This window comes from Heliomicrobium sulfidophilum (assembly GCF_057715735.1).
This window is the reverse complement of record NZ_JBVTZZ010000005.1, coordinates 2,113,325-2,133,411: the sequence shown is the minus strand read 5'-3', so window position 1 is coordinate 2,133,411 and position 20,087 is coordinate 2,113,325. Positions and strand designations below refer to the sequence as shown.

At 56.4% G+C, this 20,087-nt stretch carries 22 protein-coding genes and 2 tRNA genes; 1 reads left to right on the top strand and 23 read right to left on the bottom strand.

Annotation, left to right across the window (positions count from 1 at the left end):
• Positions 1-4: 4 nt before the first annotated feature.
• From AC0CW1_RS15775 to AC0CW1_RS15690, 18 genes are all read right to left on the bottom strand, one after another.
• Positions 5-2,215 (bottom strand): RelA/SpoT family protein, encoded by a 2,211-nt coding sequence (locus AC0CW1_RS15775; protein ID WP_488183948.1) that lies wholly within the window; start codon positions 2,213-2,215, stop codon positions 5-7.
• A gap of 246 nt (positions 2,216-2,461) precedes the next feature.
• Positions 2,462-3,364 carry a cation diffusion facilitator family transporter gene (locus AC0CW1_RS15770; protein WP_488183947.1) on the bottom strand — a complete coding sequence of 301 codons (903 nt, stop codon included), beginning with the start codon at positions 3,362-3,364 and terminating at the stop codon, positions 2,462-2,464.
• Positions 3,365-3,534: 170 nt separating this feature from the next.
• On the bottom strand, positions 3,535-4,413 hold the full coding sequence (secF, locus tag AC0CW1_RS15765) for a protein translocase subunit SecF (protein WP_488183946.1): 879 nt from the start codon (positions 4,411-4,413) through the stop codon (positions 3,535-3,537).
• Between the two features lie 18 nt (positions 4,414-4,431).
• A complete protein-coding gene (secD, locus tag AC0CW1_RS15760; RefSeq protein WP_488183945.1) occupies positions 4,432-5,637 on the bottom strand; it encodes a protein translocase subunit SecD in 1,206 nt (401 codons plus the stop codon).
• Positions 5,638-5,770: 133 nt separating this feature from the next.
• The gene (locus AC0CW1_RS15755) at positions 5,771-6,427 is read right to left on the bottom strand and encodes an HD domain-containing protein (protein ID WP_488183944.1); all 657 of its coding nucleotides are present in this window, start codon (positions 6,425-6,427) and stop codon (positions 5,771-5,773) included.
• An 85-nt stretch (positions 6,428-6,512) separates the two neighbouring features.
• A complete protein-coding gene (locus AC0CW1_RS15750) occupies positions 6,513-6,713 on the bottom strand; it encodes an aspartyl-phosphate phosphatase Spo0E family protein (protein WP_488183943.1) in 201 nt (66 codons plus the stop codon).
• Positions 6,714-6,862: 149 nt separating this feature from the next.
• The gene (gene yajC / locus AC0CW1_RS15745; RefSeq protein WP_488183942.1) at positions 6,863-7,126 is read right to left on the bottom strand and encodes a preprotein translocase subunit YajC; all 264 of its coding nucleotides are present in this window, start codon (positions 7,124-7,126) and stop codon (positions 6,863-6,865) included.
• Positions 7,127-7,171: 45 nt separating this feature from the next.
• Entirely contained in the window at positions 7,172-8,299 is a 1,128-nt protein-coding gene (tgt, locus tag AC0CW1_RS15740) for a tRNA guanosine(34) transglycosylase Tgt (protein WP_488183941.1), read from the bottom strand.
• 353 nt (positions 8,300-8,652) lie between these two features.
• Positions 8,653-9,687, bottom strand: a complete 1,035-nt coding sequence (gene queA / locus AC0CW1_RS15735) for a tRNA preQ1(34) S-adenosylmethionine ribosyltransferase-isomerase QueA (RefSeq protein ID WP_488183940.1) — start codon at positions 9,685-9,687, stop codon at positions 8,653-8,655.
• Positions 9,687-11,105: a SpoIID/LytB domain-containing protein gene (locus AC0CW1_RS15730; RefSeq protein ID WP_488183939.1), complete on the bottom strand. Its 1,419-nt coding sequence runs from the start codon at positions 11,103-11,105 to the stop codon at positions 9,687-9,689. Before AC0CW1_RS15730 ends, queA begins: the two co-directional genes overlap by 1 nt.
• A 154-nt stretch (positions 11,106-11,259) precedes the next feature.
• Positions 11,260-12,630 carry an anti-sigma factor domain-containing protein gene (locus tag AC0CW1_RS15725; RefSeq protein ID WP_488183938.1) on the bottom strand — a complete coding sequence of 457 codons (1,371 nt, stop codon included), beginning with the start codon at positions 12,628-12,630 and terminating at the stop codon, positions 11,260-11,262.
• A gap of 78 nt (positions 12,631-12,708) precedes the next feature.
• Positions 12,709-13,467, bottom strand: a complete 759-nt coding sequence (gene sigI / locus AC0CW1_RS15720) for an RNA polymerase sigma factor SigI (RefSeq protein WP_488183937.1) — start codon at positions 13,465-13,467, stop codon at positions 12,709-12,711.
• Positions 13,468-13,529: 62 nt separating this feature from the next.
• Positions 13,530-13,754, bottom strand: coding sequence for a DUF2905 domain-containing protein (locus AC0CW1_RS15715; RefSeq protein ID WP_488183936.1), 225 nt, complete (start codon positions 13,752-13,754; stop codon positions 13,530-13,532).
• On the bottom strand, positions 13,751-14,299 hold the full coding sequence (locus AC0CW1_RS15710; RefSeq protein ID WP_488183935.1) for an epoxyqueuosine reductase QueH: 549 nt from the start codon (positions 14,297-14,299) through the stop codon (positions 13,751-13,753). The genes AC0CW1_RS15715 and AC0CW1_RS15710 overlap by 4 nt, the downstream gene beginning before the upstream one ends.
• 9 nt (positions 14,300-14,308) lie before the next feature.
• On the bottom strand, positions 14,309-15,421 hold the full coding sequence (gene ruvB / locus AC0CW1_RS15705) for a Holliday junction branch migration DNA helicase RuvB (protein WP_488183934.1): 1,113 nt from the start codon (positions 15,419-15,421) through the stop codon (positions 14,309-14,311).
• Between the two features lie 14 nt (positions 15,422-15,435).
• Complete coding sequence (gene ruvA / locus AC0CW1_RS15700) at positions 15,436-16,266, bottom strand: Holliday junction branch migration protein RuvA (protein WP_488183933.1); 831 nt, start codon at positions 16,264-16,266, stop codon at positions 15,436-15,438.
• Complete coding sequence (ruvC, locus tag AC0CW1_RS15695; protein ID WP_488183932.1) at positions 16,263-16,751, bottom strand: crossover junction endodeoxyribonuclease RuvC; 489 nt, start codon at positions 16,749-16,751, stop codon at positions 16,263-16,265. The genes ruvA and ruvC overlap by 4 nt, the downstream gene beginning before the upstream one ends.
• A 27-nt stretch (positions 16,752-16,778) precedes the next feature.
• Positions 16,779-17,363: a hypothetical protein gene (locus tag AC0CW1_RS15690; RefSeq protein WP_488183931.1), complete on the bottom strand. Its 585-nt coding sequence runs from the start codon at positions 17,361-17,363 to the stop codon at positions 16,779-16,781.
• Positions 17,364-17,676: 313 nt separating this feature from the next.
• Here AC0CW1_RS15690 and AC0CW1_RS15685 point away from each other — a divergent pair, with 313 nt between their 5' ends.
• Positions 17,677-18,147 (top strand): Lrp/AsnC family transcriptional regulator, encoded by a 471-nt coding sequence (locus AC0CW1_RS15685; protein WP_488183930.1) that lies wholly within the window; start codon positions 17,677-17,679, stop codon positions 18,145-18,147.
• Positions 18,148-18,251: 104 nt separating this feature from the next.
• Here AC0CW1_RS15685 and AC0CW1_RS15680 read toward each other — a convergent pair whose 3' ends face one another.
• From AC0CW1_RS15680 to AC0CW1_RS15660, 5 genes are all read right to left on the bottom strand, one after another.
• The gene (locus AC0CW1_RS15680) at positions 18,252-19,019 is read right to left on the bottom strand and encodes a YebC/PmpR family DNA-binding transcriptional regulator (protein ID WP_488183929.1); all 768 of its coding nucleotides are present in this window, start codon (positions 19,017-19,019) and stop codon (positions 18,252-18,254) included.
• Between the two features lie 16 nt (positions 19,020-19,035).
• Positions 19,036-19,224 carry a CooT family nickel-binding protein gene (locus tag AC0CW1_RS15675; RefSeq protein WP_488183928.1) on the bottom strand — a complete coding sequence of 63 codons (189 nt, stop codon included), beginning with the start codon at positions 19,222-19,224 and terminating at the stop codon, positions 19,036-19,038.
• A complete protein-coding gene (locus AC0CW1_RS15670; RefSeq protein WP_488183927.1) occupies positions 19,217-19,639 on the bottom strand; it encodes a DUF3842 family protein in 423 nt (140 codons plus the stop codon). The genes AC0CW1_RS15675 and AC0CW1_RS15670 overlap by 8 nt, the downstream gene beginning before the upstream one ends.
• 232 nt (positions 19,640-19,871) lie before the next feature.
• A tRNA-Met gene (locus tag AC0CW1_RS15665) sits at positions 19,872-19,947 on the bottom strand.
• Positions 19,948-19,951: 4 nt separating this feature from the next.
• Positions 19,952-20,026 (bottom strand) — tRNA-Asn (locus AC0CW1_RS15660).
• Positions 20,027-20,087: the final 61 nt, after the last annotated feature.

The following is a 20,087-nucleotide window of genomic DNA, read 5'->3' as shown; positions in this document are numbered from 1 at the left end:
CCCTCTATCCCAAGAGGGATACTCCGTCTTTCTCCGGTTTGGTGTTGGGCGTCAGGCGGCGCACTTCGAGGACATCGCGCACCTTTAAGACTTTGTCCATCAGGTATTTCAGGTGGCCGAGATCGCGGATCTCGACGACCATGTTGATCTGAGCCATTTTGTTTTTCGTCGCCCGCGAGTAAATGGAGTTGATCGATGTTTTCGTGTCGGCCACCGACAGCATCACATCGGTCGTCAGCCGCTCGCGGTCCATGGCGATGACCTCCATCTCCACCTGGTAGGTGGCTTGGGAGGTCGTGTCCCAGGCGACCTCGACGATCCGTTCCCGCTCCTCTTCAGACATGTTGACCACGTTGGTGCAGTCGACGCGGTGGATGGATACGCCACGCCCCTTGGTGATGTAGCCGATGATCTCGTCGCCCGGCAAAGGGTTACAGCAGCGGGAAAAGCGGATCAGCACGTTGTCGACGCCGCGCACCCGCACGCCCTGGGAGGGCTTCCCAAATCCAGAAAAAGGCTTTACCTCCGGCGGCGGCGCCAGATCCTCTTCCAAGCGTTTTTCTTTTTTCAGCCCTTCTTTCAGGCGCAGCACGATCTGGTTGACCGTCAAGACGCCGTCGCCGATAGCAAAGTAGACATCGTCCACCGTTTGGTAGTTGAAACGCTTGCTGATATCGAGCATCCGTTCAGTCTTCAAGACTTCCGCCGGATCGATCTTGAGTTTTTTCAGTTCCAGTTCCAGTGCCTCTTTGCCCCGCTCGACAAACTCCTCCCGCTTCTCCTTCTTGAACCACTGGCGGATGCGATTGCGGGCGTTCGAGGTTTTGACGACATTCAGCCAGTCCCGCGAGGGGCCTGCCGTCGTTTTCGTCAAGACCTCGATGATCTCGCCATTGTTCAGTTGGTAGTCGAGGGGGACGATGCGCCCGTTCACCTTGGCGCCCATGCAGCGGTGGCCCACATTAGAATGGATGCGGTAGGCAAAGTCAATGGGTGTCGACCCTGCCGGCAGTTCGATGACGTCCCCTTTCGGGGTGAAGACGAAGACGGCGTCAGAGAAAAACTCGATCTTGAGGGTTTCCATGAAGGTCTGCGTATCCTTCTGGTCAGATTGCCACTCCAGCAGTTGGCGCAGCCAGGCCAGTTTTTCTTCGAAGCTCCGCCCTTGCGCCTTGCCGCCTTCTTTATACTTCCAGTGGGCGGCGATGCCGAATTCGGCGGTCCTGTGCATCTCCGAGGTGCGAATCTGCACTTCAAAGGGCTCGCTGAGAGGGCCAACAAGGGTGGTGTGCAGCGACTGGTACATGTTCGTCTTCGGTGTGGCGATGTAATCCTTGAAACGCATGGGAATCGGTTTCCAGATGGTATGGATGATCCCCAAGGCGCCGTAGCAATCCTTCACCGAATCGACAAGGACGCGCACGGCGATTAAATCGTAAATCTCAGAAAGGTCCTTCTTCTGCGAGGTCATCTTGCGGTAGATGGAATAGAAGTGCTTCGGCCGTCCCGAGATCTCTGCCTTGATGGCGACGGCGTCCAATTTTTCCTTCAATACAGCGATGATCTCGTTGATCCGCTCTTCCCGCTCGGCGCGCTTCGTGGCGATGCGCGTCACCAAGTCATAGTAGGTATCCGGCTCCATGTAGCGGAGGGACAGATCTTCCAGTTCCCACTTGATGCGCGAGATCCCGAGACGGTTGGCCAGCGGGGCGAAGAGTTCGATCGTCTCGATGGCGATCTCCCGCTGTTTCTCCGGCGTCTGGTGTTTCAGGGTGCGCATGTTGTGGAGGCGGTCAGCCAGTTTGATCAAGATGACGCGGATGTCCTTCGCCATGGCCAGGAACATCTTGCGCAAGCTCTCCACCTGCTGCTCTTGCTTGGAGTGAAACTCCAGGCGGCTCAGCTTGGTCACGCCGTCGACCATGAGAGCCACTTCGGGCCCGAAATCCTTTTCCAACTGCTCCTGAGTGATCGGTGTATCTTCCACCACGTCATGAAGGAGACCGGCGGCGATCGTCGCCACGTCCAATTCCAGGTCAGCCAGGATATAGGCAACGGCCATGGGATGGTAGATGTAGGGTTCCCCGGACTTGCGCAATTGGCCGGTGTGGGCTGCATCGGCATATTCAAAGGCCCGGCGGACGAATTCAAGATCCTTTGGGTTCTGTGTATAGCTCTGGACGCGTTTTAACAACTGTCCCAAGGTTACCTGCATCTGCTCACCTCCCGATAAGGCCTTACGGCAAGTCTATGATTTCTTCGAAAAACGCAAAAAAGGGCAAAGACATTACTATTTTCTCTTCGCGCTGCGGAAATCCTCCAAACGAAATCGAAATCCTCATCGTTCGCGCAAGGTTGCCTTCATTGTTCCAGATTTTACTATACACTATTCTTATGAATGAAAATCGCCTTCTATCGGCAAAGGATATAGCAGAAATCCCCCGGGTTCCCGGGGGATAGGTCATTGATTCCCTCGTTTGTGGTCGAACTGGCACTCGCCGCAACGTTCATCACAAGGTTCCTGATGGACGAGGACGGTGCTCCGGGGGAAGATCTCCTGGATCTCCGCCTCCACCCGATCGGAGATCTCGTGGGTCTCCTCGATCGATGTCCTTTTGCAAAAGACCATGTGCATGTCGATGTGGCGCTCGGCGCCGGACCGGCGTGTGCGGATGGCGTGGACGTTGACATACTTTTCGGCGTGGCGCTGGATCCGCTCCTGGATCTGGCTCTCCTCCTCTTCGGGCAGCCGTTGGTCCAAGAGGGGCATGAATGCCTCCTGCAGCAGATCCCAAGACGCTTTCAAGATTAAAAGGGCCACCCCGATGGCCACCAGCGGGTCAACGATCCACCAACCGGTCAGCTTCAGGAGAATCAAGCCGAAGAGGACGCCCAACGAAGTGTAAACGTCGGTGCGCAGGTGCAAAGCATCAGCTTCCAGGGCCACCGAATCGGTCTTGCGCGCTACCTCCATCAGCCGTGAGGAGACATAGTGGTTGACGCCGGCGGAGATGGCCATGATAACGACACCCCAGCCCGTCTCCGATGGAGCGCCGCCATGGCTGAGCTTCTGGACAGCTTCATAGATAATCCAAACGGCGGCCACGAAGATCAAGAGGGCCTCAATCGTCCCTGCCACATTTTCGATTTTGCCATGCCCAAACTGGTGGCTGTCATCGGCAGGCCGGCTTGCCTCGCGGACGCTGAAAAAAGCGATCAGCGCCGCCACCAGGTCGATCCCTGAATGAATGCCTTCGGAGATGACGCTGACAGAACCGATCAACCAGCCGACGGCCAGCTTGCCGATGACCAGCATGGTATTGGAAAAAACCGATAACTGCGCTACCCGCAGGCGTTCATCCATGACCCGATTCCCCTTTTTCTCCATGCCCGAATATCAGAAGCCAGTAAGACTTCCGCCACCTATTATAGCACAGTTTGGGCAAGCAGAAAGCACCCCAGTTAGGCTGGAGTGCTTTTCAGAATCGTTCATGACTTCCGCAGTATTGCTTTCACAGGTGAATTCTCAAACGATTACGCTGCTTTCACTTTCGCCCGCCGCTGCGCCCGTTCCCACTGTTTGAGGTCATACCAGATGGGGCTGGCGTTGAAGATGGACGAGTAGGCGCCAGAGATGACGCCAATCAACATGGCCAAAGTAAAGACCTTCGTCGAGGCGCCGCCAAAGAAGAGCAGGGCCGCAAGGATGAAGACAACCATCAAGACGGTGATGATGGACCGTGTCATCGTTTCTGTCACCGAACGGTTGACCATTGCATCGAGGCTCTCGTCTTTTTTCTTCTTGCGCAGGTTCTCCCGGATGCGGTCAAAGATGACGATGGTGTCGTTGATGGAATAACCGAATACAGTGAGGATGGCGGCGACATAGGTGACGTCAATCTCGATATAAAAGATGGAGAAGAGCCCCGTCACCACCAGGATGTCGTGAAGCAGCGCCAAAATAGCGGCAACGCCAAACTTGAACTCAAAGCGGAAGGAAATATAGGCCACCATGCCGATAACAGCCAGCAACAGCGCCAGCAGGGCGTTGCGGGCTAATTCCTTGCCGATGGTGGGACCGATGTTTCGGTCGTTACGAACGGACAAATCGCCCAGTTGCTCTTTCATCGAGTCAAGCACCTGATTGCGCTGACTTTGCTCTAGCGGATGGGTCCGGACGATCACGTTATTCCCTTCGGCCAGTTGAACCTCGGTCGTGCCGATATTAGCTTGGTCCAAAACGCCGCGGACCTGCTCGACGGTGACGGCTTTTTCAAAATGCAGTTCCAGTTTGGAACCGCCGGTGAAGTCAATGCCGAGGTTTAGCCCACGAAGCATCAGGGAGATCAACCCTGGGATCAGGATCAGCAGGGATAGGGCGTACCAAATTTTGCGACGGCCGATGATATCCATGTCCGGGTTTCCCTCCTATCAGGCGCCGTAGAGTTTCTTGTTGTTGAAAACACCGCTGCCGCCGGCAGCACGCAGCACAAGACGGGTGAAGCTGATCGCCGTAAACATGCTGACGAGAATACCGATGCCCAAGGTGACGGCGAAACCACGAATCGGACCGGTGCCGAGTGAGTAGAGGATGACGACAGAGATCAAGGTGGTCACATTGGAATCGAGAATGGTGGTAAAAGCGCGCTGGAAGCCATCCTCGATGGCCGTGCGCAGGGTCTTGCCGGCGCGAAGCTCTTCCTTTAATCGCTCGTAGATGATAACGTTGGCGTCAACGGCTACGCCGAGGGATAGAAGAAAACCGGCGATGCCAGGCAAAGTCCATGTCGCCTTCAGCCACGTCAGGATGCCGACGACGATCACTGAATAGAGGATCAGGGAGATGATCGCCACGAAGCCAGGGACGCGGTAATAAAGAAACATAAAGGCGAAGATCAGGCCAACACCGACAGCAGCGGCTGTTTTGCTCTTATCCAGACTCTCGGCGCCGAGGGTCGGGCCGACGGTCTGCTTCTCCACCATGTCCATCTTGACGGGCAAAGCGCCGGAGTTCAGAAGCAGCGCAATGCGGCGGGCGTCTTCCAGTGAACTGTAGCCGGTGATGCGGGCTTGTCCGCCAGTGATCGCTTCCGAAACGGTCGGGTTTTGCAAGAGGTCTTCATCCAGGAAGATACCGATCTGTTTGCCCACGTTCGCCCGAGTAACATCGGCGAATTTTTTGGCGCCTTCACTGTTCAACGTCAGTTGAACAATCGCCATATTGCTGCCCGGCTCTAAGGCCTCTTTGGCCTCTTTGAGGTCTTTGCCTTCGATGACAGTCTTGCCGTCGGCAGTCCGGAAGGTCAGAACCGCCGTTTTGCCGATCAGGTCGACGGCTTTATCGGGATCCTGGATCCCGGCAAGTTCAATCACCAACCGGTTGGTTCCTTCCAACTGGATCCGCGGTTCAGCGACACCCAACCCGTTGATCCGTTGTTCCATGATCGCTTGGACCTGCTGCATCTCTTCTTTCGTCACTTTGCGGTCCTTCTCGTCCGCCTGCAGGACCACGTGAAGACCGCCCTGTAGATCCAACCCGAGTTTCCCGTTCTGTACAATCGGGTTGTAACTCAGCGCGGCAACGATGGCCACGACCAAGATCAAGGCCACCAGTTGGAGCAGTTTGCGTGCATTCATTATTGCCCGCTGCCTCCTTGTAAAGCTTTGCTTCTTTCTCTACGGATGATTGCCTGGGAATACGAAACAATTCGAATTATACTCCCTAAACTCAAAGAATGTCAAACAGAAGCACTATCGTTAAAAAAATTAACTACAGCATCTTGGCGTCATTGATAACTAAGTGAAAGCGGCAATTCAAAAAGGCAGCAGCCCGCCGACACATGACCATCCGCGGCAGGAAAATCTCAAAGTAATCGAGTACGGGGCTGATTTCCGGGTCTGTTTGTAACGTCAATGTGATATCTGCGCCCTCCATGACGAGTTTCGATTCCCGGACGGCGTAATTGACACGGTCATGGATATCAAAAGCGACCCGTTCCTTGTTCCGAACCCGGTGGTAGTGGACGTCGCTCTTGTCCGCCAGGACGAGGGCGGCCCCAGCCGGGTTCATCACCTGCCCCACCGTCTCATCGTGATTGCCGACGGCGGCCATGACTTCGGCGATCTCATGGAAGTCCATCTTCATGTCCCGCAGGATGCTGCGGGCTAGCAAGGCGCCGAGCTGGGCGTGACTGTCCCGGCTGACGGCGTTGCCGATGTCGTGCATGAAACCGGCGATGGCTGCCAGTTCAACCACCCTTTCCGGGTAGTTCAGGTGAGACAGGATCGCTCCTGCCTGGACACTAACCTGAGCGGAATGACGCAACCCATGTTCAGTGAAACCGAGAACAGCCAGGCGCTCGTCGCCTTTTTCGATATAGGCGCGGACTTCTGGATTCTGGCGAATCGCCTCGATATCGACGGTCATCGCTATCTCCCTTTTTCTAACTTCCTTACAGCGGACGGTCATATTATCTTTCCATGGGACGTGAATAAGCCGCTGAGTAGTTTGCTCAGCGGCCAGGGAGAAAATCCGGAAAATCAAGTTCCATCTGACGATTGACACGCATGTATTCGACAATCAACTCATCCAGTTCACAAGACTTCCGATATAAAGCACCACTTGTTAAGTTGCGGCAATTGAATTTTCGGGCCAATCGATCCAGTTCTTTGCGCTTTCGCTGAATTCGGCGTAAGAGCACTGACGAATCCATTCATCCCCCTCCCTTCGACAGAGCAACACTGAAAAAGCCGTATTAACAACGGAATTCGTTTCTGCCAATTCATATTCGACCCATATTCTAGATTTCCTGTTATTAATGTAAACTTTTTGCAGTTATTTGTCAAAGGGAGGAACGAAAAATTATTCTTTTTCCACAACGCGCAGAATCGCCGATTTGGCGAATTCCACCTGAACACTTTCGGCGATTTTGACAGTGACTGTGTCCTCGCCCACTTCAGTGATGACCCCGTAGATGCCGGATGCAGTTAGGACTTTCTCGTGCACCCGCAATTTTTCGATCATTTCCTTATGTTCCTTTTGGGCTTTCTTCTGGGGCCGAATGAAGAGAACGTAGAAGAGGCCAAACATAGCGGCTAGGTAGACCAGCATGAGGGACGAATCCATGATGGCAAAACCTCCTTCCCGAAGATTACGCTTTTTGTTCGCGCTTTACTGCGCCTTTTCCTCCCCATACTTGGCAAAGAAGGCTTTTTTTGCTTCCTGGAAGCGGCCCTCCAGGATGGACTGGCGGATGTTGCGCATCAGGTTGAGGAGCATGTGTAGGTTATGGATGGTCAACAGGCGGTAGACGAGGATCTCTTCGGCTTTATAAAGGTGACGCAGGTAGGCGCGGCTGTAGTTGCGACAGGTGTAGCAGCTGCACTCAGGATCGAGACGCTCGAAGTCACGGGCGTGTTCGGCGTTGCGAATGACCACCTTGCCATGGGAGGTGAAGGCCAAACCGTTGCGGGCCACCCGAGTTGGAAGCACACAGTCAAACATATCGACGCCCCTCTCGACGCCTTCCCAGAGGCAGTCCGGACTGCCGACGCCCATCAGGTAGCGCGCCTTGTTGGTCGGCAGTTCAGGTACGGTGGCGTCCAGCATCTCATACATGAGGTGCTTCGGCTCGCCGACGCTCAATCCGCCGATGCCGTAGCCGGGAAAATCAAGCTCCACCAGTCGGGCGGCGCTTTCTTTGCGCAGGTCGGCGTACATGCCGCCCTGGGTGATGGCAAAGAGCGCCTGGTCTTCCCGGGTGTGGGCGGCGCGGCAGCGCTTGGCCCAACGGATCGTCATCTCCAGCGACTTTTGGGCATATTCCCGTTCGGCGGGATAGGGGGGGCACTCGTCAAAGGCCATGATGATGTCGGCGCCAAGGTCCATCTGGATCTGGATCGATTTTTCCGGGGTGAAGAAGTGCTCTGAGCCGTCAATGTGGCTCTTGAAGCGCACGCCTTCTTCGGTGATCTTGCGGAGCGGGCCGAGGCTGAAGACCTGGAATCCGCCGGAGTCGGTGAGGATGCCCTGGGGCCAGTTCATGAATTTGTGCAGGCCGCCGGCCTCGCGGACCAGATCGGAGCCGGGACGCAGGTAGAGGTGGTAGGTGTTCGACAGGATGATGCCGGCGCCAAGTTCGCGCACCTCTTCTGGCGTCATGGTCTTGACGGTGGCCTGGGTGCCGACGGGCATGAAGATGGGCGTTTCGAAGGAACCGTGGGGGGTATGTAGGATCCCCGCTCGGGCTCTTGTGTGGGCGCATTCTTTGATCAGTTCGTAGCGGACTGGGGCGGTCAAGTGCATCCTCCTCATTAGCATCCTTTGCATCAAGCTGGGGACCGATTGGCTCCGTTCGCTAAGGGCTGCGCGGCGGCTCGCTACGCTGCTCCGCTAGCGCGCCAAACCTCTGGGGTTTTTCTGCATGTCGATGGCGCGCTTTAACGCTCCGCAGCTTCGCTCGCTTTTTCGCCGCCTCGCCCAAATCGCTCACTCCGCCAATCGGCCCCCAGCTTTTTGTTAATGTTACACTGTTTTGGCGTGCGGTTTGCCTAGTATGCCCGTATGTTACATCGTGCTAAACCGGGGCATGCCCCTAGGTTATTCTACTGATCCGCCATATCCTCAGACTTCCCGACTTGGTGGCTTGTCCTTCAGATTATCAACATGGCGTCGCCGAAACTAAAAAAGCGATATCCCTTCTCCAGCGCTTCCTTGTAGGCCGCAAGGACCTGTTCGCGGCCGGCGAAGGCGGAGATGAGCATGAGCAGGGTGGAACGAGGGAGGTGGAAGTTGGTGATCAGGCCGTCGATGCACTGGAAGGCGTAACCGGGAAAGATGAAGATGTCTGTCCAGCCGGAGCCGGCGGCGATGGTGCCGTTGTTGCGGCTAGCGACTGTTTCGAGAGTGCGAGCGACGGTGGTGCCGACGGCGATGACCCGGCGTCCCTCCCGTTTGGCCTTCGCGATGGCTTCGGCCGCCTCGGGATCAACCTGAAAGAACTCGGAGTGCATCTTGTGCTCCTCGATCCGGTCGACTTGGACGGGCCGGAAAGTGCCCAGCCCAACATGGAGCAGAATAGAGGTGGTCTCGATGCCGCGGCCTCTCAATTCGTCGAGCAGCCTAGGCGTGAAGTGGAGTCCTGCCGTAGGGGCCGCGGCAGAGCCGCGTTCTTGGCTGTACACCGTCTGGTAGCGTTCGGCCTCTGCCTGGGGCAGGGCGGTTTCGATGTACGGCGGCAAGGGCATTTGACCGATCTCGTCAATGATTTTGTCGAAGTTACCTTTGTAATGAAAGCGAACGATCCGTCCGCCAAAATCAGTCGTCTCCATGATCTCCGCCGCCAGCCGGCCTTCTCCAAAGTCGACGACGGTTCCCGGCTTCAGCCGCCGCCCCGGTCGCACGAGAACCTCCCAACGGTCATCGTTCTTGGGCGTCAGCAAGACCATCTCGACAGACACATCGCTATCTCGCTTTTTTCCGTACAGGCGGGCCGGAATGACCCGGGTGCGGTTGACGACCAGCAGGTCCCCTGGCTGCAGGATATCAGTAATATCTCGAAAGATCCGGTGGTCCATGGCGCCAGTCCGGCGATTAAGCACCATCAGCCGGGAGGCGTCCCTCGGCTCTGCTGGTGTCTGCGCAATGGCTTCCTTGGGCAGTTCATAATCGAAAAGCGCGACGTCCATCATTTCCCCCAATTGCTCGTGATCCGCAACCGTCCATCGCGGCGATCAGCGTTGTAGTAGTGTTCGATGATCTCGCTGTATTTTTTGCCGTCGCGGGCCAAACCCATGGCGCCCCACTGGCTCATGCCCACGCCATGACCATAGCCGTAACCGTCAACGACGATCGACCCGGTCGCCGTCGACGCTGTCCCTTTCGGCGCCGGACCGGTTCCATCGGGGGTGATGACATAAAAATTCCCGCTCACGGCCATCGAGCCGGTTGAGGCGATCCCATAGGTTCCACTGGCAGGGATGGCGCTCGTTTTCATCCCATCGGCGCCGTAGGCCACGGCTAGGTAACTTGCGCTTCCATCGGAGATGGTGAATTTGGTCGAAGGCGTGTCCAACAGTTGGCGGACACGGGTGCGATCGATGGCTACCGTTCCCCGCGTTCCCACGACCTCCAGACGGGTGACGCGTCCGGAAGCGGTCGTCTCGAGGATGCGCAGGCGCTGCACCTCTCCGATGTCTTTGCCGATCAGGGAAAGGATCTTGCGACCGATCTCAGCAGGCGAGAGGCTTTTCCGCCAGTGATAGGCGAGAGCCGCAGTTCCGCCCCACTCCTCGGCATATTTGTCCTCCGGCGCCGGGACACCGCGCAGGTAGGGCAGGTCGCTGTTCCAGACGTAGCGGGCGTCTTCCGTATGACCTCCGCTGTTGGAGTGAAAGACCGCTTCGATGATGGCGCCATCAAAGGTGATCACCTGTCCGCGCGTTTCATCGACAGCCTTGCGCACATTGGCCTGTTCCCCGTCGACCCCTCTATACACTTGGCTTCCCTGATCGGCGCGCAGGTCGTAATAGTCGCTACCCTGCTTGCGACGCTCCCGCTGCTGCAAGGCATAGGTGCGAGAAACGACAGCTTGCGCTTTCATCGCCTCATCCGGCGCATTCACACCGATCTCCTGGCCGACGACACCGTAGAGGTAGGATTCCAGGTCGACCACGTTAATCAGCGCCATGTTGTTAGCGCCTTGAGAGCGGAGATGATAAAGGCGCATACTCCCCCGGTATTTTTTACCGTCCACTTCGAACTTATTCTCGCCTGCGCCGGTCGCTTGCAGCAGCAAGGGGCCACCGAAGGCTTTCGCCAGAGGGCGACCGTTTTTCTCCAGTTTGATGGTCGCTCCAGCCGTCGAGGCGCGCCAGGCATCGGTCGATGCGACAGAATCCACAACGGTTTTCAAATCCTCATCATACCACTGATATGTACCGGAAACCACCTTGATTTCCACCGTCGACTGCTGACCGATGATCACGCGCAACTCCGTCTTGTCTCCTGTTACGTCCGCAGCAGCCGCAGCCGGACCGGTGAAAAGGGAGAGGCTGGTGAAAAGGGCCAGTAGCATCGCCAGCAGGGAGATTTTGTTACCTCGCATTCGTTAATGTTCTCCTTTCGACGGGACTCAACCTCCTCTGCATTCGACAAATTGACGGCGCTTTCCTGTTCAACGCCCTTTTTCACCCAAAAAAGAAAAAGCTGCCGATGGCTCGACAGCTTTAGAAACAGATCAAGTTTCCATTTTTCGTCGTTCAGAAGGAACTAGGAGCAGCCGTCTGGTGGGAATCGTCCTCTTTTCGCGTTTCCGGTGATCCGGCTGCCGGCGCTGAGGATACTGGAGTTGGTAAAAAGGCTTCCATCGGCGCTAGGACAGACTCAGCAGGGGCTTGTGGTGAAACGGCAGCGGAACCTTTTGGAGGATCCTCACCCGCTCCAACTGGCGGTTTCTCCGGGACGGACGATGGATCGCCAGATTCAGCAGGCGCCGTTAATTCCTTGGATTCGAGCGCTGGGGGAGCGCCTTCAGACCCACCTTCCGGCTTCACTGTTTCGGCTGTTTCGTCTGATTCCCCCGCGCCAGCCGGAGCCGGTGCCGGTGGAATCACCTCTGGCGATGATACGTTGGGGACATCAATGGGTTGATCAGCGCCGGTGTTATTCACATCGAACGATGAACTCGCTTCGGCTTCGCGGATCTCTTCATTAAGTTTATCGCGATGTCGTTCTTCCTTGCCTACCAAATCCTCTTCCGCGGCAGTTCCCTCCAAAACCCTATGGAGATCTCCACCAGCGGCAGAGATGACGTTGGTGATGGAAGCCTCTTTGAGTTCCTGAGCCCCGACAGGCAGTCCCTGGTCGAGGGCTTCCAAAAAGACAGCATACTTGCCCACCGATAATCCGAGTTGTTGCGCCTTTTCCCTCGCATCAACGGGCGCCTGGAGAACCTGCACTTCATTGGCGAAAGTATCGCCTTTGGGCAGCACCGTCAAGGCTGAATCACGCAACCTTGATGCGAGCGGTTTTTCCCCTGCAGGGGAACGCTCCTCTCCGGCAACGGCGATGACGACTGCATTGCGGCGAGATGGCGACAGAAAGCCCTGCTGGACCGCTTCGCCTGTGATCCTGGAAATGGCTTCTTCCGCCTTAAGTCCACTCAGCGATTCGGCATAGAGCAGCTTTTTGCCGTCGGCGTTCAGGGGCCGGGCGTTGATCACCCGGTCCTCTTCATTTAAGGCCAATTCGATCGAGGGGTTGATGTCAACAGTCACGAATTTGACGGCCAGTTCCTCAGGAGAGGGGGCTGAGTCCGCCACAAGGCGGACAGTGCCGGCCTCATTGTCAGCAACAGGTTCCTGGAGAGACGGGCCTCCCAGACCGCCAAAACCGGTCAGGTTGACCATGAGGAGCACTGCGGCTGCGACAGCCGTCGTCATCCAGTGCCAGGGTGCCTTGGACCAGCGACCTTTTGACGTCGTAGGTAGCTTTTGTCCAGATGACAGGGGGATTTCATCGCCAATCTCCGGTTTGGGATGGGAAATACGCTGGCGCCGGAACTCACCGCTCGGGGTTAAGACGATCGCCTCGTCCCCCTCGATCTCCAGCACCACGCCGCGTTGATCCACTTGGCGGCCGACCTCCTGTCCATTGGAAACATCAGACATCGTTGATCCCGGTGGACGTCGTTCCGTCCTCGCCGGTAATCACTCCTTGTCTATGTATTCCTTCAAGTGCTCAAGGTTCTCCATGAAGATAACGGCAACGGCGATGATGTATTTGCGCTGCCGCTCCAGCGTTTTACGGCTCACATCGACATCCCGTTCCAGTTCCTTCAGGGGCAGTGATCCTTTCAGTTTCAAGTATTCTCGGTATTCCGGCGTTTCCGCCACTCGCCGGGCGACCTGAATCGCTCGCCGGCGGGCGTCTTCATGCTTCGGCGCCAGTTCCACCAGATCGCTGAACCGGATGCCGTATTCCTGAAGCAGTTTGTTGTAATAGAGGATCTCGGCCCGGCGGTCCTTCGCTTCCGACTCAGCCAAAAAGGCGGCTGTCGCTTGCCTGATCTCCATCCGGTTGTTCCCTTCTTCCCCACCTTCCTCCTCTGACTCATAATCAAAGACGGATAGGGGAATCTCCTTCTGGCTCCGCGTCGACTTGCGAAAATAATCGATCAAGCGGCGACGGATCACCGTCTCGGCAAAGGACAAAAAGGAAACACCTTTTTCCTCTCGGTAGCTTGTGATTGCTTCATTAAACGCAATCAAGGCGATGCTGGCTTCGTCGTCACTGCCTAAGCGAACATAGCGGCCGCTCGTCTGGGAAGTGACCCTCAGCACAAAGGGGGTAAACTTGCGGATCAAGGCGTTGCGGGACTGCTCGTCCCCCTCCCGGGCTCGAACAAGAAGGATCTCAGGCTCCTGATTCCTTGATGCGAAGACACTGCTGCCTAACAAGGATGCCAAGGTGTCACCTTCTTTATTATATTTGTTCGGGTCCAGGACAATTTTTCTAGGGGTAAATTATCCTATCTACGAAAAAAGAGGTTCAACAGGATCGTCAACAGCAGGCTGATCAGGAGGCTGCTGGCCAGGGGAAAGTAAAAGCTGAAGTTCCCCTTTTGCCAACTGATATCGCCAGGCAGCTTCCCCAGGGAAATGAACTGGCTGAGCAGCCAGAACAGACCTCCGAGCAGAAGCAATCCGGCGCCGGCTACCATGAGCCATTTGCCGAAAGACCCTCCATCGATCACTGCTTTGACCTCCCTTTAGGCTTGTAATACCGGTCCTTCTCGCTATAGATGCAGCCGCAATAAGGCTGCCGGTAGAGTTCCAGTTCCCGCGCCCGCTGCTGCCCTTTCCGGAAGTGAGGCCGAAAATCGGCGTAAATGAAGGGCACCCCCGCCTCTCGACCAGCCGCCTCGCCAACGCGCCATAGGGCTTCATGGTCCTGGTAGGGACTGATCAGCAAGGTCGTGCTGAAGCCTTCCATGCCCAGTTCGCGGGCCATTTCCGCCGTTTTGCGAAGGCGCAAGTCATAACAGTGAGGACAGCGCCCAGCCGGGTCGGGGGCCACCCGCCCTAAAAAGTCCTCCAAGGCGTACTCCTCATCGACGAGTAAGGGCAACCCGATGGATGCAGCGTACTCTTCCAAGGTCTCTTTGCGCCGGAGAAACTCCTTGTAGGGGTGGATGTTCGGGTTATGGTAATAAGCCGTCACCTCATGCCCTTCCTCGCGCAGCATGTCGAAAGGGACGATACCGCAAGGGGCGCAGCAGGTGTGCAAGAGCAACCGCATCAAGGTCACCTACTCGTCAAAGGTTAAGGACGCCTGTCCCGGAGAGGGACCGACAACCGCTGAAACCGTCTCGCCTGTTCCCGCCGCCGAAGCTGTCGCTCGCCCTTCCGGAAGCGCTTGCAATCCCGCTGGCACAGGCAACCCCAGATGCTCGCAGGCAGCGAGGGTGGCCATCCGGCCGCGGGGCGTCCGGTTCAAAAAGCCGAGTTGCATCAGGTAGGGTTCAACGACATCCTCGACCGTATCGACAGACTCGCTGATCGAGGCTGCCAGGGTCTCCACGCCGACCGGTCCGCCGGCAAATTTGCGGATCAAGGCCTCCAACAGCCGCTGGTCAGTCGTATCGAGGCCGCGCGGATCAACCTCCAAACGCCGCAAGGCTTCCCAGGCCACCTCCGTTGTGACCACACCGTCAGAGAGCACCTGGGCGTAATCGCGGACCCGCTTCAAGAGGCGATTGGCGATGCGGGGCGTTCCCCGCGAGCGGAGAGCGATCTCCCGCGCGCCGCCGGGCTCGACGGTGACACCGAGGATTGAAGCGGCCCGGAGGAGGATGAACTCCAACTCGTCGGGCCGGTAGTATTCCAGCCGGTGAATGACGCCGAAGCGGTCCCGCAAGGGCGACGTGAGCATGCCCGCCCTTGTTGTGGCGCCCACCAAGGTAAAACGGGGCAGGTCGATGCGGATCGATCGGGCCGCCGGCCCTTTGCCGATGACGATGTCCAGGCAAAAATCCTCCATGGCCGGGTAGAGCACTTCCTCGACGGCCCGGTTGAGGCGATGGATCTCATCGATGAAGAGGACATCCATCGGCTGCAGATTGGTCAAAATGGCCGCCAGATCACCGGGTCGTTCGATGGCCGGTCCGGAGGTGACCCGCAACTGGACGCCCAGTTCCGTAGCGATGATCTGGGCCAGCGTCGTCTTGCCCAGGCCCGGCGGGCCGTAGAGCAGCACATGATCGAGCGGTTCCCGCCGTCCCAGGGCCGCCTGTATGAAGACAGTCAGATTCTCTTTCAGCTTGTCCTGGCCGATGTATTCCCGCAGCGTCCGCGGCCGCAGGCTCCACTCGGCCTCCCGATCCTCAGGCCGCTTGGCCGAGGTCATCATCCGTTCATCCACCCGGCCTCACCCCTTTACTGCGACCCGAGAAACCGGAGCGCTCCTTTGATCCATGCCTCCACACCGGCGTCAGGCGAAACGTGGGCCGCCGCCTCGACCAGGGCATCCCTGGCTTCGTTGGCCGTATAGCCCAGAGCCTGCAACGCCGAGAAGGCCTCGTCGCGGGGGAGCGTCTTCCACATCCGCCCGGTTTCAGCAGGGACCGCTTTTTTCCGCCGTCGGGCTCCGGCCGGTTCGAGGGGTTGCGATGGATCCTTTACTGATTGTTCCGCAAGGGTCGCCTCTTCCTGCGCTCCATCGTCGGGCGACTGTTTTCCCCGAACCTGTTCGCCCTGGAGCGGCTCTCCAGACGGCGCTTTTGGCGGAAGTCCATGCATACCAGCAGTGCTATCTGCGCCAACGCCCTCATCCATCGCAAGCACTCGCACGGCGCGAATCCCCTGTTTGAGCAGCTTATCGCGCAATTCGATCACCAGGCGCTGGGCCGTTTTGCGCCCAATGCCCGGGATCCGTGTCAAGGCGAGCACATCTTCGGCGATGATGGCCCGCTGGACCTCCACGGCAGAAAAAGCAGAAAGGATCCCCAAGCCGACCTTGGGCCCGACGCCGCTGACCTCCAGCAGGAGGCGGAAGAACTCTAACTCTTCCTCCGTCAAAAACCCATACAGGCTGACCTGATCCTCCCGTGTGTGATAATAGATGTGGATCAATACGTCACGACCTAACCGCGGCAACGCGGCCAGCATCGTCGCTGAAACGAAGACGCGGTAACCCACGCCAGACACATCGATGAGAATGCAGTCATCGCCGACGCCAGCGAGACGGCCGCGCAGAAAAGCGATCACCGGCAGGCCACCCCCCAGGTAAGGCTATGGGCGCAGCAGATGGCCACAGCCAGCGCATCAGCCACGTCATCGGGCTTTGGGATCTCCTCCAGCGCCAGCAGGACACGCACCATCTGTTGCACCTGCTGTTTTTCCGCCCGTCCGTAGCCGACGACAGCCTGCTTCACCTGGGACGGCTTGTACTCATGGACAGACAGGCCGGCCCGGGCAGCGGCCAGCAACACGACGCCGCGGGCTTGCCCTACCGTGAGCGCTGTAGTGACATTGCGATTGAAAAAAAGCTCCTCCACGGCGACATGGGTTGGCTTATAGGTGGCGATGATCGCCTCCAAATCGGTAAAAATCGTTTTCAACCGGGAAGCCTGGGATGTGTGGGCCGGTGTGCGCACAGCACCATAGGCAAGGGGCGAGAGCCGATTGCCTTGCGCTTCAATCAGACCGTATCCGCAAATGGCTGTTCCCGGGTCGATCCCCAGGATGACCAACCCGCCACCTCCCTGTTTCGATACGTTTTAAGGATTTCGACGCCCTTCGGTTGATTCCTTTTCTTTATGACCGTCAGATTCGTCCATGCTATCCATAAGCAGGGAGAGTTCCTCCGGCGTCAGCCCACCTAGCCAGCCCCGTTCCGCCAACTCGTATAAGGGTCGTGGGAGGCGCTCCGCAGGCAGGTCGGTTAAGCGGTCGATCCCGCCAAAAAGGCCGGGCGGGCCAACGATGACGGCGACGACTCCTCCGACAATCCCCAGATGCCGTTTCGCCGCGTCATCAGGGCAAAGGCCATCAACGCTGCGGAACAGTCGGATCTGGCCGGGGCGCAGTTCCCAGCGCCAACCGGCACTTTCCGGATACCGCTGCAGCAGCTCCCGAAACGGACGGCCTGTCCAGTCCTCTGGCCGTTCCAGCTTTTCTATCTCCTGATGGCCGCAGAGGCGATAGGTTTTTTCAATCGTGATGGCGACGCCCGGCGCGATGGGCTGATGAAGCATGTCCTTACCGTACCGGTTTGTCCATTCGCCGTCGCTTTTGACGACCATAAAATCATAGGCGAAAACGGTTAAGACCGTCAAGCTGAAGGTGACAATAAAAACTGCCAAAAAAACAGACCCTATGGATGCCCAATCTGCAGCGGGCGAAGATGTTACAAGGGACGTCTTTGATTCTCTGGCAGTCAGGGTTTTTTCAGAGAATGACACTCAGTAAACCCCATTTCCCCATCGGCGAGATCTTTCTACTGATTTCTTGTAAAAAATTTCGTTTTAACGCAGTAGATATTCTAACCAACAAAGAAAAGGGAGAGTCATTCGAAGGTTTTTCGAACAAAAAAGCGTTTTTCCTTGACTTCCACTCTTATATTTTATATATTCTTATCAAATGGTTGGTGGTTTTAGGCAAGGAGGCCAAAAATTTATGTATGATGCCGTAGATTGCCGAATACTTCAGCACCTCCAACGCAACGGACGAGTAACGCAGACCGAACTGGCATCGCTTGTCGGCCTCTCGTCTCCTGCTGTGGCAGAACGGATCAAAAAGTTGGAGGAAAAAGGGGTAATTCAGGGTTTTCAGGCACGTTTGAATCCGAAAGCCCTCGACCTGGGTCTGACCGCATTCATTTCCCTTCGGCTAGACCATCCCAATTCCTATCAGCGCTTTGTCGAGCAGATCGTCGACTGCCCCTACATTCTGGAATGCCACCGAGTCACCGGCGAAGATGGCTTTCTCTTAAAAATCCGCGTCAAAGATACGATGGAACTCGAACATATCTTGACGACGCAGATCCTATCGTTGCCCGGTGTCAGTCATACTCGCACCTCCATTGCGTTAGCCACCCCCAAAGAAGAGACCCTTTTACCCCTTCCCGCGGAAGAACAATCTGCCTAAAACCTAGTTCAACTAGACTTGTAAAAAAGGAGCCCCTGCGAAGGGACTCCTTTTCTTGTTTCTTTATCTCATTGTATTGTTACCTTGCTTTGATGACCTCATTATCAGCCGATCTGCTCCATCACCGCATCATCGATATCAAAATTAGCGTAGGCGTTTTGCACATCATCGTGTTCTTCAAGGGCATCCATCAGCTTGATCAGTTTGGCTGCCGTCTCTTTGTCTGTTACCTCCATGGAGTTTGTGGGAACCAGGGTCGCCTCTGCTGACAATAGGGTATAACCGGCATCGACTAAGGATTGGCGGACGGCATCGAGTTCCTCGGGGAGGGTAAACACTTCCGCTTCCTCCTCTTCCACAGCGATATCCAGGGCGCCCGCCTCTAACGCCAGGAGCATCAGTTCGTCCTCGTCGACAGCCTTGCCGCCTGCTTCAGGGGAAGCAGCCAGGCGGATGACACCTTTAGGTTCAAAAATCCAGGAGACACAGCCGGTCTCGCCGAGGTTTCCCCCGCTTTTCGAAAAAAGGTGGCGGATCTCGCCAGCGGTGCGATTGCGATTGTCAGTCATCGCTTCAATCATGATGGCCACGCCGCCTGGACCGTATCCTTCATAGGTCAGTTCTTCATAGTTAGCCCCTTCGGCGCCGCCAGCGCCTCGTTGAATCGCACGCTGGATGTTATCGTTGGGCATATTGTTTTCTTTCGCCTTTTGGATGGCGATTTTTAAACGGAAGTTGCTGTTCGGATCAGCGCCGCCCTGACGGGCAGCAACGATCAGTTCGCGTCCGATTTTGGTGAAAATCTTACCCTTCTGGGCATCCACCTTCGCTTTCCGGTGTTTGATGTTCGCCCACTTGGAATGTCCAGCCATATGAATATCTTGCCTCCTATATCTCCTCTAAGATGATCTTGTGATCGACAAGCGCCAGCTCAATGATGCGAGCCTTGATCGTCTTTTGCTGACCGAAGATATTGATCATCGATACCTGACCAGCTTCGGGAACCAGTCTATCGACAGCCTCTAGGATCAGGTGGTCCTGTCCGTCTCTTCGGATATAGGCATTGGCCTCACACATGACGCTCCTCCTCCACAAGTTCCTTGATGCGACGAACCAGTCCATGCACCTGATGCGGCAGCGGTTCAGCCTTAGCTCCGGCGATCTCAACTCGGCTTCTATTTAAAGGGATCAGAATCTTTTTTGCCTTGGCCTTACCGACTGCTTCCGCCATGGCGGGGGTGAGTTCACCCAACATGCTGTGGGCCATCAAAACGGCGACTGAGCCAGCGATGATGTCTACCTCAGGCAGGTTTTGCACCATGGCATTCTCTCCGGTCGCCCCGTCATTGGCGCCTGCCTTCAACATGGCCGCCGTCGCCATCGCATTGGTGCCCAATCCAAGTAACTCAATATCAGGCAGTTCCTGTCGAAGCCGTTCGACTATATGCCGGCCTATACCCCCGCCTTGTCCGTCAATCACCGCAATTCGCATCGAATCCACACCCCGATGTTGTCTACGGCTTAGGCCTACATGTCCTAAGCCCTATTTATAGTTGTTATTCGATTTCGCATCATATTTTACCTTGGCGCGATGGGGAAGAACAAGACTGATTAGCGTCTCATTCAGTAAGAGCTTCTATCAGTACTTATCAATGGAAAAGAATAGACCTATTCATGCACATTAAAAACGCCTTCAGGAATTTCCTGAAGGCGTCATAACATCTTGGTTGCGGGGGCAGGACTTGAACCTGCGACCTTCGGGTTATGAGCCCGACGAGCTACCAACTGCTCCACCCCGCGACAATGGCTCCTCGAGTAGGATTCGAACCTACAACCTACCGGTTAACAGCCGGTTGCTCTACCGTTGAGCTATCGAGGAACAACAGCAAGGAGTCACCACAATCCTATATGAGTTGCATATAAGAATCGTTTGCCCCTTG

Coding starts and splice junctions, on each gene's coding strand:
- AC0CW1_RS15730 (WP_488183939.1), bottom strand. CDS start 11,105: ATGCGAGGTAACAAAATCTCCCTGCTGGCGATGCTACTGGCCCTTTTC.
- AC0CW1_RS15770 (WP_488183947.1), bottom strand. CDS start 3,364: ATGGATGAACGCCTGCGGGTAGCGCAGTTATCGGTTTTTTCCAATACC.
- secD (WP_488183945.1), bottom strand. CDS start 5,637: ATGAATGCACGCAAACTGCTCCAACTGGTGGCCTTGATCTTGGTCGTG.
- queA (WP_488183940.1), bottom strand. CDS start 9,687: ATGGACGTCGCGCTTTTCGATTATGAACTGCCCAAGGAAGCCATTGCG.
- secF (WP_488183946.1), bottom strand. CDS start 4,413: ATGGATATCATCGGCCGTCGCAAAATTTGGTACGCCCTATCCCTGCTG.
- AC0CW1_RS15680 (WP_488183929.1), bottom strand. CDS start 19,019: ATGGCTGGACATTCCAAGTGGGCGAACATCAAACACCGGAAAGCGAAG.
- AC0CW1_RS15670 (WP_488183927.1), bottom strand. CDS start 19,639: ATGCGAATTGCGGTGATTGACGGACAAGGCGGGGGTATAGGCCGGCAT.
- AC0CW1_RS15685 (WP_488183930.1), top strand. CDS start 17,677: ATGTATGATGCCGTAGATTGCCGAATACTTCAGCACCTCCAACGCAAC.
- yajC (WP_488183942.1), bottom strand. CDS start 7,126: ATGGATTCGTCCCTCATGCTGGTCTACCTAGCCGCTATGTTTGGCCTC.
- AC0CW1_RS15675 (WP_488183928.1), bottom strand. CDS start 19,224: ATGTGTGAGGCCAATGCCTATATCCGAAGAGACGGACAGGACCACCTG.
- AC0CW1_RS15775 (WP_488183948.1), bottom strand. CDS start 2,215: ATGCAGGTAACCTTGGGACAGTTGTTAAAACGCGTCCAGAGCTATACA.
- AC0CW1_RS15755 (WP_488183944.1), bottom strand. CDS start 6,427: ATGACCGTCGATATCGAGGCGATTCGCCAGAATCCAGAAGTCCGCGCC.
- AC0CW1_RS15710 (WP_488183935.1), bottom strand. CDS start 14,299: ATGCGGTTGCTCTTGCACACCTGCTGCGCCCCTTGCGGTATCGTCCCT.
- AC0CW1_RS15750 (WP_488183943.1), bottom strand. CDS start 6,713: ATGGATTCGTCAGTGCTCTTACGCCGAATTCAGCGAAAGCGCAAAGAA.